Annotated in this window: 8 protein-coding genes and 3 pseudogenes; 5 read left to right on the top strand and 6 right to left on the bottom strand. The window is 69.4% G+C overall.

What is annotated here, in order from left to right; translation table 11 throughout:
• Nucleotides 1-160 precede the first annotated feature (160 nt).
• The 5 genes and pseudogenes from ACWGDE_RS04035 to ACWGDE_RS04015 form a co-directional block, all read right to left on the bottom strand.
• Nucleotides 161-576 (bottom strand): annotated as a pseudogene (locus ACWGDE_RS04035) (transposase); the annotation flags it as partial.
• An 85-nt stretch (nt 577-661) separates the two neighbouring features.
• The gene (locus ACWGDE_RS04030) at nt 662-799 is read right to left on the bottom strand and encodes a hypothetical protein (RefSeq protein WP_453387400.1); all 138 of its coding nucleotides are present in this window, start codon (nt 797-799) and stop codon (nt 662-664) included.
• Between the two features lie 1,378 nt (nt 800-2,177).
• Entirely contained in the window at nt 2,178-3,182 is a 1,005-nt protein-coding gene (locus tag ACWGDE_RS04025) for a 3-oxoacyl-ACP synthase III family protein (RefSeq protein WP_453387399.1), read from the bottom strand.
• The gene (locus tag ACWGDE_RS04020) at nt 3,179-3,442 is read right to left on the bottom strand and encodes an acyl carrier protein (RefSeq protein ID WP_453387398.1); all 264 of its coding nucleotides are present in this window, start codon (nt 3,440-3,442) and stop codon (nt 3,179-3,181) included. Before ACWGDE_RS04020 ends, ACWGDE_RS04025 begins: the two co-directional genes overlap by 4 nt.
• Before the next feature lie 139 nt (nt 3,443-3,581).
• Nucleotides 3,582-5,459 (bottom strand): ThiF family adenylyltransferase, encoded by a 1,878-nt coding sequence (locus ACWGDE_RS04015; RefSeq protein WP_453387397.1) that lies wholly within the window; start codon nt 5,457-5,459, stop codon nt 3,582-3,584.
• A 401-nt stretch (nt 5,460-5,860) separates the two neighbouring features.
• On the opposite strand from ACWGDE_RS04015, the gene ACWGDE_RS04010 reads away from it, so the two are divergent.
• Nucleotides 5,861-6,412, top strand: coding sequence for an EF-hand domain-containing protein (locus ACWGDE_RS04010; RefSeq protein WP_453387396.1), 552 nt, complete (start codon nt 5,861-5,863; stop codon nt 6,410-6,412).
• Between the two features lie 550 nt (nt 6,413-6,962).
• Entirely contained in the window at nt 6,963-7,397 is a 435-nt protein-coding gene (locus ACWGDE_RS04005; RefSeq protein WP_375950512.1) for a pyridoxamine 5'-phosphate oxidase family protein, read from the top strand.
• A 102-nt stretch (nt 7,398-7,499) separates the two neighbouring features.
• Here ACWGDE_RS04005 and ACWGDE_RS04000 read toward each other — a convergent pair.
• Nucleotides 7,500-8,514: pseudogene (locus tag ACWGDE_RS04000) on the bottom strand (IS701 family transposase); the annotation flags it as partial.
• 341 nt (nt 8,515-8,855) lie between these two features.
• Between ACWGDE_RS04000 and ACWGDE_RS03995 the strand changes: the two are divergent.
• The 3 genes and pseudogenes from ACWGDE_RS03995 (at nt 8,856) to ACWGDE_RS03985 (ending at nt 11,315) form a co-directional block, all read left to right on the top strand.
• Nucleotides 8,856-9,419, top strand: coding sequence for a hypothetical protein (locus tag ACWGDE_RS03995; protein WP_453387395.1), 564 nt, complete (start codon nt 8,856-8,858; stop codon nt 9,417-9,419).
• Nucleotides 9,420-9,439: 20 nt separating this feature from the next.
• Nucleotides 9,440-10,644, top strand: a pseudogene (locus ACWGDE_RS03990) (sensor histidine kinase).
• Nucleotides 10,641-11,315, top strand: coding sequence for a response regulator transcription factor (locus ACWGDE_RS03985; RefSeq protein ID WP_453387394.1), 675 nt, complete (start codon nt 10,641-10,643; stop codon nt 11,313-11,315). Before ACWGDE_RS03990 ends, ACWGDE_RS03985 begins: the two are co-directional and overlap by 4 nt.
• The last annotated feature ends 137 nt before the right edge of the window (nt 11,316-11,452 follow it).

Here is an 11,452-nt window from a genome sequence, read left to right as displayed (position 1 = left end):
AGGGCTTCATCCCCGGTAGCTTCCACCCTGGCGGTTCTTTCTTCACGTGCGCGCCCCGGGCCTCTGGCAGCGGGCAAACATGACGAACGCCCCCATATGGGCTGTCCTGTAATTGGCTTCACCCCACCGGAGTGAGCCCTGTGCGGGAGTGGCAGCTCTGCTACGCGGTGTGGCTGAGGTTGTGCAGGCGGGCGATGCCGTGCATGGCGTAGTGGATGCCGTCGCCCTTGAGGCGGCAGTCGCGAAGGATCTTCCAGGTCTTCATGCGGGCGAAGACGTGCTCGACGCGGGCGCGGACTCGGCCCAGGCTTTGCAGTCGTTGCGGTTGCCGGGTACTGGGCGCCGACGGCGACGACCAGGCGGGTGTCAGCATCGACGACGACCTGGTGATTGGTGGAGTAGCGGTGGTTCTTGGACTTCTCGGCGATGCTGTGGTCGTGGGTGGCGACCAGTGTGCCGTCCACGATGAGAACGGTGTCCTTCCGAAATCGCTGCCGTTGCTTCAGCGAGCAGTGGTCCGAGGTAGTCGACGACTTGGTCCGCTGCCGACTTCGAGATCCCGAACAGATGCGCAAGCGCGACACCATCGCCGTCGTCACGGACGCCGTCTCCCGGACCCACAAGGTCAAGGCGGGCCCGCGCACCGGGCATCATCCCCGGTTCAGGGCAGCTGCTTTGTGGCTTCGGTCTGCCGGCGAGCGGCCTCGCGGGTGAACGACGCCACCGTCTCCAGCTGTTCGTCGGTGTACTGCTCGCACAGTTCGCGCAGTGAGCCGACGAGCCCGGCGAAGTAGTGCATGTGGCGGACTGCGAAGCGAGGGCGGCGGTCGCGGGCAGGGGCTGTCGCGCGATGCCTAGAAGCTGGCGGCTCTTGAATGGGTCTGGGTCTGGGTCTGGGCCTGCTGGTTGCTGATTGTTTATCAGTGGGATCGCGGTTGAATGGGCTCCGGCTCGGCGTAGAGGGCTAACTGATCGTTTCAGAATGAGTTGAGCCGGGTCTTGTGCTCGACGATCTCGGTCGGCCGCTGGGCGTAAGTCTCCTCCCGCGTCTGCTAGCGGGCGAGGAGCTCGGCGGGGAAGCGGTGCGGTGTCACCCGGGCGTCCAGTTCCAGGCGAGGCCGAGCGTGTCTTCGGGGTGCAGTACGAAGGTGTTCCGGATCTCCGCGGAAACGACGACCACTCCATCGGCGTCACTGATGCAGGAGCCACCTGGGTAAGACGGAGGAAAATCGTCCTGGTTCTCAGCGGGCACGAACGGCGGCCCGTGGGGTTCGGGATCGACCGCAAAGTGACCGCGAGCCATGGTGGAGGCTGCCTGTCTGCGGCCGTCCACGAGTACTCCCTCGAACAGATGCCGAGTGGGAGCAGTCGGGAGAAGCCGCCATCGTCGACTGTCTACGGCGTGGACTCTCGCGTCACAACACGATTTCCGTCCCCGAACCGGCACGAGCGCCGCGCCGACCCCACACCACACGCGCCCTGAGGAAGCGGTAGCCGGCTTGATCCACCGGCCAGAGGTTAAACGGCAAGCCAATAGCCTGCCGGGTGGGCCGGCTGCGGGATCGTCGTGTTCAGGCGGCTCCAGTCCGCGAGCAGCTTGAAGGGCGGTGCCGGGAGGGGCGTTGCGAGCAGGCGCGAGACCCGGACGACAGAGAAGTTCGGCACATCCCGCACGGGCGCGGTCGAGGCAGTCCTCTGCGATGGAACCTTCCCGGGTCCAGTGCGCTTCGACAGCGCTTCCGGCGGGGGAGGGGAAGTCGTGTCGCAGCGGCAGGCCCACGACGGCCGCCGGACCCGCGTACCGAAGGCGGCCGCGCTGCGCGCGGTGTGCTCATGGGGCTGGGCCCCCGAGGTCGCCCTCGCCGCGGCCTTACCCACTCCCGGCCGTTGTGCGGCCGATGCTGACTGACGGGCTCCCCACCGTTTCTCTCCGGCGCGGGGCCTGTCGGTGACCAGGCGCCTGGGATGAGGGGCGGTCTGTCGCCGCGGTGAACTCACCGCACCGCGGCGGGAACCCTGGGGGAAGGTGTCCCGGCCGCGTTGCGGGTGAGCTCGGCTCTTTCAATGAGCCGGGACGGGAACGGTTCTGCGCGAGCGGGCGGAACGCTACGGGCTGCTCTCGCGCTGACGGAAGCCGGTGACCAGGTCGGGCCCGGCACGTTTGGTCATGGGCTGACTCACAGCCAACGCTGCACGGTTCCGGCCCAGCTCATTCCCGCGCCGACGGCGGCGTGCAGAACGGTGCTATCCGGGTGGAGGCGGCCTTGGTCTCGTGCCACGTGCAGGGCCATGGGGATCGAGGCCGCGCCCGTGTTGCCGAACGTATCGGCGGTGACGACGAGTTGCGAGGTGGAGATGCCCAGCTCGAGACTCAGCGCGCGCAGTATGCGGGGATTGGCTTGATGCGGAATGACGAGATCGATCTCGCTCAGGGGGAGACCGGACAGCTTGATGAGTCCGCCGACGATCTTGGGGAAGGCGTCGTGGAAGTAGGCCGCGACTGCTTTCCCGTTCATGTGGAGGTAGTGCCCGCCTTCGGAGACGGTGTGCTCGGTCGTCGGCTGTGCGCTGCCGCCCGCGCGGATCCCCACGATGTCGGCCAGGGCGCCGTCAGTTCCCTGCGTGCTGCACAAGATCCCCTGTCCCGTGGCCGCGGGTCCGACCACCACGGCGCCGGCTCCGTCCGCGAACAGGACGCCCGTGGACCGGTCGACGGGATTTTGGAACTTGGAGAACGTCTCGGCTCCGATGACCAGTGCGCGGCCCGCGGGATTTGACGCGGCGAGGATGTCACGGGCCGTCTTCAGGGCGTAGAGGAAGCCCGCGCAGGCTCCGCCGACATCGGTGGCCCAGGCGTGGTCCGCGCCGAGACGGTGCTGCACCCGGCAGGCCGTGGCGACCGCGAGCTGGTCGGGTGTGCTCGTGGCCACGAGGATGACGTCGATGTCCCGAGGGGATAGATGGGCATCGGCGAGGGCGTGTTCTGCGGCTGAGACGGCGAGGTCGGAAGTGGCCTGGCCGGGCTCCGCGTACTGCCGCTCCCTGACACCGGTCATGCGCTCGATCCACTCGGGGTCCACCCCGTACCGGCCGGCGATCTCCGCATTGCCGACCCGGCGCTGCGGGATGTGGACACCCAGGCCCTGGATCCCGAAGGCGATGGACGGCGCCGGGCGGGTCACGTGCGGACCTCCTGGGCGTTGGCCTCCTGCACCACGCGTGCACAGTGGGCCACGGTCACGCCCTGCTCGGCCAGTAGGGAGTCGTCGATGGGACTGCCGAACTCTTCCTCGGCCCGGACCGCGATCTCCACCACCTGGAGCGAGTCGAGGTCGAGGTCTTCGACAAGCCGGGATTCCGCGGTGATGTCATCGACTGGACGATCGGCGACGGCGGCGACGAGGGCTGTGACCCGGTGCAGGATGTCAGTGGCTGCGGACATGGTGGATTTCCCATCTCGGTGGACAGCGCGGAGAGGTGTGTTGACGGTGGTGCCGGTGGGTCGTGGATCGGGGTAGTTGTGTTCTGGCACGGTGCCGGCGACACGGCGTCAGCGATGGCATTGATGCTCGGGCTGTACGTCAGGCGAGGGTGCTGCGGTCGCCGGCGGTGAGGATTTCCAGGTCGGTGTAGAAGCGTCCCGACGGGCGGGGCTGGCCCAGCAGGATGCGGCGCGCGGCATCAGCGGTGAGGGCGCCGCCCAGTGCGACCCCTGAAGCGAGTTGTGGCCAGCTGCTGAGGGTGACGCCGATCTGGGAGATGGAGGCCGTCAGCTCCGGGCTGATGCGCTCCCGGTCGACCATGGCGAGGATGACGTCGACCATCTCCTCGTGGGTGAGGTCCCTCAGGTCGCTGGAGGTCGTCTCGCCGAGGAGGCCGTGCAACAGGGGCCGGTCGGGTTCGAGGTCGAAGCGTTCCACGTCCAGCAGACCCCGGTCGTTGGCGTCCATGACGACCGGGATGCCCAGTTGCCGGGCGTGCTCGCGGGCGGCGATCTTCACGTAGGGGGTATCGCACTCTTCGACGAGGAGGTCGATGGGGCCCGCGCCGCCGGTGAAGAACTCCTCCATGGTGTTGTCGGTCAGACCGCCCTGGTAGAGCTCGATGTCCAGCCAGGGGTCGATCTCCAGCATCTGCCGGGCCGCGAGCACGCACTTGTTCAGGCCCAGGTGATGGACACCCGCGCGCAACCGGTTGAGGTTCGAGACGCTCAGGGAATCGAAGTCGGCCAGCTTGAACGATCCGCCGATGCCCTCCATCGCGAAGGTCAGGGCGGCACTGCTGCCGACCGAGAGACCGATGATGCCCACACGGCATCCCAGCAGCCGGCGCTGCTGCGCACGGTCGATCCGGCCGCGGTTGCGGTCGGTGCGCACGAGCCGGAACTCCTCGCGGGGCAAGAGGTGCACCAGGCGCCCGGACCACGGGTACCAGACCCAGGTTCCGTACTCCTGGGGGCGGGCGCCGGCCAGTTGTTCCGCCACGGCCCGCCGTACCGCGTCAGGCGAGGAACGCAGACCGGGTTCACGGCTGGTGACCAGCTCCGCCAGCTGATCCGCAATCGTGTCCATCACCTCGCGGACGTCACCCGAGTCGATCAGGCTCTGCAGGCCGATCCGGTCCTGCTCGTGCGCCGGGGCGAAGAGCACGGGCTGCCAGCACGTGCGGGAACGCGGATCGCCGCTCGTGGCGGTGGCGGGGATCGCGAGACGGGTGGAGGGCAGGCGTACGAGGTCCTGCGGGGCCGCGCCCGGCCGGGCCACCGTGCCCAGCCCGGCATGCTGTGCCGGTACGACCGAGGCCGGAAAGGATTCCTCCAATTCCTCGATGAGCCCGCTGAACTCGCCTCCCGAGAACCCGGGGCGGTACAGCATGATGACCACGTCTTCGGTGTAGTGCGCGACGTAGCGGCGCGTACCCGGGACGGGGCGGAAACCGAACCGCTCGTGGAACCGGTCTTGCCCGTCGGCGGTACCCGAGGTCCCGATCATTGCCTTGGCTCCCAGGAAACGTGCGGCGCCCATGGCGAAGGCGTTCAGATGGATTCCCAGGCCCAGTTTGCGCGCCTGGTGCTCCACCACCAGACGGCTGTGCTCAAACGTTTCCGCTGCACCGAGGCCGTTTTCCCTCAGTACGTCGTCGTAGCGCTCGGCACCCAGATACGCCCGGGTCTGGAAAAGGCTGCCCGTCTCCGGCGTCGAAAGCCGCACGTACCCCAACGCCGGGCCCCCCGGCTCCCGCCGCCCGACGAAGTGCCAGGCGCCGAAGTCCAGGTCCTGGTCGTCGGCGTAGCCGCCGTCCGATGTACGAAAGTCGGGCCGGCGGCCGTGGTCGAAGAGGATCCTCGCCCTCAGCTCACGGACCCGCCCGAGCACCTCCGCTTCCCCCGACCCGCCCGCTTCGACGCGGAACGCGGATACGTGCCACGGAACGCCCGCGGTCGTATGGATGTTCTTCACAACCAGTAACCCACTTCGACTAGCGCATGATGCTCAGCTGTGCTCCGGGGGCGCACGCCCTGCGCACCCAAGATCACAACGAGTGCGCCGTTGATCGGTTGCGCGCTCGTCGTCGTGATCGTCAGGAACGTCCCGACGAGGGGTGACGTGCAGGGGCCCAGGAACGGGCGCAATGCGTTTGAACCTTTGCCACGGCCGGAGTTGAGGCCCTGACGCCCGGCCCTCGCCGGCGGTGCCCGGCTTGCCCAGGCGGCGATGCCGCCTGATTCACCGTCGAGCGGCTATTGCTGGACGCCTGTTCCCCGCGTCCGGACGGGTGATGGACGGGGGTGACGGCCGGCGGCCCCGCCAAGGATGGGCCGCGACCGCATTGACGTCCGCCGCTACTCGGAGGAGCCCTCATGCCCGACAACGCCACACCAGTGCTGACCCGCAAGATGCACTACATGTTCACGCTGCTCGACGCCGACCAGGACGGCTTCCTCGGGGAGGACGACCTGGCAGCCGTAGCCGACCGGATGGCCGAAGTGTTCCCGGGGCAGGCGGACCGGATCCGCACGCTCCGCGACGCCCTGCACCGGCTGTGGGTAGACCACCTCGCACACGTCGACCCCGGGGGCTGCCGCCTCGACCCGGAGGCCTTCGAGCAGGGGATCCGACGGTCGGTCGCCGCCAGTCCCGTCACCCTGTTGGAGACCTTGCACGCGGGGGCCTCGGCCTGGCTCGCCCTCACGGACGTCGAGGACGACGGAGTGATCGGGCTGGAGGAGTACCTGCGGCTCAGCCAGGCCATCGGCGGGGTGCCCGCACAGCGGATGGAGGAGGCGTTCCGCCGCCTGGACCGCGACGGGAATGGCACGTTGGACCCGGCTGAAATCGACGCCGCCGTCGTGGAGTTCTTCACCAGCGAGGACCCCGACGCCCCGGGCAACTGGCTTTACGGACCATTCTGACCGGCGCGCACGGACGCACGGCAGATACAGGGTGGCGCCACAGGCGTCCCGCCCGCCTATCGGCCGGATGTTCCCGCACCGTCCGCAGGGTTCCGTCCGGCTCCTCATATAGCAGGACCGGTACGCCCGCACACCGCCCAGCGGGGAGGCGACCCCGTCCTTCCCGCACCGGCCGTACACCGGGCGGACCACGGCGCCGGTGAAGCGAACCATGCGGGCCGGGCCCTGGCACCGGCACCCCTCAGCAGGACATGCCGCGAGGCTATGGCGGCCACCGACCCTGAGGGGGGCGAGGTGGGTCCGGCAGGTGGAACCCTAACTAATCGTCTGCAACGAAACCATCTGTTACAGTCTCTGTTGTTGCGTCAACTGACAGGAGACGCCACGGGTTTGCCGCATCCAACCCGCGTCATCGCGCGCCCCGCCCGCCGCCCCGAGCAGCAGGTTGCCCTGGACCGTCGTCGATGAGCCGGCTCCCGCCAACGCCGCGGCTGTCCGACCCAGCCCCCATCCCGCCCGACTCGCCCCCGACCATCAAAGGCTGATCTTCATGAGTGAGCACACCGCCACCGAAACCGCCACCACCCAGAACGACGGACCGGCCCCCCGGGCGCTCACCGACCAGGAGCTCTCGCAGCTGTTGAGCCAGCAGCAGTTCGGCGTACTCGCGAGCGTCAGGAGCACCGGCCACCCGCACCTGTCCACCGTCCTCTACGACTGGAACGCCGGGGAGCGCGTCCTGCGGGTCTCCTCCACCGCCAACCGCCTCAAGGTCCGCCAATTGCGCAGTGATCCGCACGCCTCACTGCACGTCAGCGGCCCGGACATCTGGTCGTTCGCCGTCGCCGAGGGAGAGGCGGAGATAGTAGACCCGGCCGACGGGGCGGCTCCCGGAGAGCAGCCGCTGCCTGACCGGCGCGTGACCATCCTGCTCCGGGTCTCCCGCCTGTACGGGACTGCCCTGGACATCCCCGCCCAGAGCTGAAGAACCCGCGCCGCGCCGGCATGTCTTTCGTGAGCATCCGGGCGGTGGCACCGGTCCTGGCCGCGAGAGCGGAAAAGCAGGATGTGCAACGAGGCCGGCTTGTTCGGCGGTGGGGCAGGAGATGCTCCAGGAGCCGTCGGATCTCTGCCACGGTGAGACCGACGATGCCGCAGGCGGGGTCGTTTCTGCTGCCCCCTTTGCGACTTCGTCGGCGGCCAGGCCGGCCAGGAACGCATGGGCGAGCATGGCCAGGGTGATGTGCCGATACCAGCCCACGTACCGGCGGACCTCGTACTCGTCCAGGCCGCACTCGTTCTTCGCGGCCTGGAAGCACTCCTCGATCGCCCACCGCATCCCGGCCACCCTCGCCAGATCCACAACCGTGCAGGCCACGGGCCCGTAAGTGAAGTAGTAGGCGATCTCGTCCGGACGGCGGACGCTGCGGCGGGCCAGCACCCAGCGGTGATGAGTCGGGATGCCGCCGTCGAAGGATCCGATCGACGGCAGCCTCGCACTCGCCCAGTCATAGATCCGCGAGCCTTTCGCCGCGTCACCGCAGGAGAGCCGCTGCCAGGCGTCATCTGGAGCCCCGGCAATCAGCTCATCGATCCGCCAGAACCCGGCCAGGCTCTTGACCTGCGCACCGTTCCCGGTCACCGGTCCAGGACTTCGGCAGATGCAACTCCCGGTCCACCAGGGCCCGTCCACGGCTGGCGGCATAGGCCGCGAACACCCCGATCTGGCAGTTGTCGATCTTTCCCGAAGTGCCGGTGTACTGCCGACCCACCCCGGCTGAGGTGCTGCCTTTCTTGATGAACCCGGTGTCGTCGATGATCAGCACACCATCAGGGCCGAGCTTGTCGGCGACGTAGTCCCGGACGTCGTCACGCAGGGCATCCGTGTCCCACACGCTCGAGTTCAGAAGCCTTTGGAATCCGCCAGGGGTGCGGTGACCTGCGTATTCGGCCAGCTGCCAGCCGTTCCTCCGGGCCACGGGAGCCAGCAGCCCGCGCAGGTAATCCCGCATCCGCCACCGCAGATCCGCCCGCCCAAACCGGCTCGCCACCCGCGCGAACACCGACTCCAACTCCGCAGCCCACCCCTGGGCCTCAACCATCCCCACCATGCCCTGACAAAGACAACCAGCAGATCAGGACACGATCCGCTGCTGGAGTACTAAGGGCGCGCCCACGATGGAGGAGGTCGCCGCCCTCGGGGTGCTGCTGACGGCTCGCCTCCAGTCCGAACCCGCCCCGGGGCCGGCCCGCGGCCCGGCCCCGCTCTGACGCCACCTCGCCCCCCGGTAGCGGCCCCCGGGCGGCCCCCGGCGCCTGGAGTTTCTGACGCGCACCCCACCCGCACGCCGCTCCACCTCCACCTCCACCGCTGTCCTTCTCCACCCGGGTTTCCACCCCTGGGTGCAGGTCCCGCGAGCCGTTCCGGAGCAGTCTTGGGGACATGACAACGACCGAGTGGATCACCGACATCGCGCTTCTCCTGATTGTTTTCCGCCAGCTCCGGGAAGGACGGCTGGGCCTCAAGACCTTCCTGATCCCGCTGGGAATCGTGGCCTTCGTTGCCTACTCGTACCTGGACACCATCCCCACCGAGGGAAATGACCTGGTGCTCATCGCGGCCCTGGTGGGTGTGGGCGCCGTGCTCGGCATCGCGGGCGGCGTCTACACCCGCGTCCGTATCGTTGGCGAGCACGTCCTGATCAAGGCCGGTGTGGTGGCGGCGGTCCTGTGGGTTCTCGGCATGGGCGCCCGGATGGGTTTCCAGCTGTGGGTCGAGCACGGCGGCGCCGCCGACGTGGCCCGCTTCAGCGCCGCTCACCAGATCACCAGTGACAAGGCCTGGGTGGCGGCGTTCGTCCTGATGGCCCTCACCGAGGTGGTCACGCGGCTGGCCACGATCTTCATCCGGAGCCTGCCCCGCACGGCGGCCGCGGCCCAGACCGCGACCGCACGCCAGAACGCCACCGCCACCGCCCCCGCCTCCGTCCTCGACCGCACGGCCTGACCGTGCAGTACGTTCTGCGCATGCCCCGCACCGAGCCCCAGAGCGAAAGCGCTCCGCCCCCCGGGAAGCCGCCGTCCCAGGGGGCGGTCCCGTATCCGGTTCCCGGAGGGGACCTGCAGGTCCGGTGGGCGCTGACCCTGGCCGTCATCGTCGCCGGAGCGATGACGATCAGACCCATGGGAATCAGCGGCCGGGGGCTGGCCGTCGCCGTCCTCTTCCTGCTCAGCACGGCCGCACTGCTCGCCCGGAGCCTGCCCGAGAACGCCGTCACCCAACGCTTCGCCCCGGCCTGGCTGGCCGGCGGCATCCTCGCGTCGGCCGCTCTCATCGGGGTCAGCGCCAGCGGCACGGGATACCTCTACCCCTTCTTCCTGTCCGGCCATATCGGATACCGGCTGAGCACCAGATGGGCCCTGTCCCTCGCGTCGCTGTGCAGCCTGCTCTGCGCGGGTGTCCTCTACCTGGACCTCGCCCCCGGGCCCCAGCGTCTGCCGTGGGTACTCGGCCTCGCCACTGGAGCGCCGGTCCTGATCGGCATCCTCAACCGCAGCCGCCGCCAGGCCGTCCAAGCGGTGATCGAGGCCTCCGAATCGGCCGAGCGTGCCGCCCGCGCCGAGGCCCGCACGGCTGTACTGACCGAACGCGGCCGGATCGCCCGGGACGTGCACGACGTACTGGCGCACTCGCTGGCCGGGATCAACATGCAGCTGGAACTGGCCGACGCCCTGATCGAGACGGGTGACCTGGACAAGGTCCGCGAGGCCAACGCAAAGGCCCACGCCCTGGTCAAGGAGAGTCTGAAGCAGGCCCAGTGGACCGTGCACGCACTGCGCGAGGACGCGCTCCCGCTCGTGGAGACCTTGACCGCAATGGTCGAGTCCTCGGGCCACCACGACGCCCTCACCCTCACCGGCACGATCCGCGAGCTCCCGGCCCCCGTGACCCAGAACCTCCTGCGGATCGCTCAGGAAGCCCTGACCAACGCCGCCCGGCACGCACCCGGAGGAGAGGTTGGCGTGGAGCTGACCTTCGCCCCCGCATCGACGACACTGAAGATCCGCAACCGCCCCGGCACCCGCACGACGACCACGGGAACCGGTAGCGGAATGGGACTGATCGGCATGCGCGAACGCGTCGCGCTGCTGAACGGAACCGTCACCGCGGGCCCCGTCTCCCGGGGCCCGACCGGGGCGGCTGGTACGTGGAGGCAGTGATCCCGGGATGAGAGAACCGACCCAGACCCAGCCGAAGTTGAGGGTGGTCGTCGCCGACGACCAGGCCGCCGTCCGCGAACCGCTCGCCGCGGTGCTCGGCCTCTGCGAGGACATCGACGTCGTCGCGGCCGCCGCGGACGGCAACGAGGTACTGGCCGCGCTCGCGGCCGGCCCGGTGGACGTCGTCCTGATGGACCTACGGATGCCCGTCATGGACGGCATCGAGACGACCCGCCGGCTGTCCGAACAGCACCCGGGGGTGGCGGTGGTCGTCCTCACCACCTTCGCCGACGACGAGTCGATCCTGGGCGCCCTGGGCGCGGGAGCCCGCGGGTACCTGACCAAGAACGCGGGACGCCAGGACATCACCCGGGCGATCCGCGCCGCCGCCGCCGGCCAGTCCGTCCTCGACCGCGAGGTCCAGGACCGGCTGCTCGCCAATGCGAGGACCACGGCGGCCAAGCCCCCCGCGCCGGGTCCCGCCCTGCCCGAGGACCTCACCCCGCGCGAACGCGAGGTCCTGACCCTGATCGGCCGGGGCCTGCCCAACCGGGCCATCGCCGAGGAGCTCTTCATCAGCGAGGCCACGGTCAAGACGCACATCAACAACCTCTTCGCCAAAGCGGACATCCCCGACCGCGCAGCAGCCGTCCGCCGCGCCATCGAGGCGGGCCTGGCCTGACCGGGGGCGAGTCGGCACGTGCCGCCCTGAGCCCGGCGGGCCTTCGTGCTCGCCGCGGCCCGTGCCTCGGGTGACAAGGTGGCGCCCGCGGCACAGGCGGCCGCGGCCGTGGAGCCGTGCACGGCTCCACCCTGCTC

This window comes from Streptomyces sp. NPDC054956 (genome assembly GCF_053609185.1).
The sequence above is the reverse complement of the archived record's forward strand: the minus strand, read 5'-3'. Positions and strand labels throughout refer to the sequence as shown.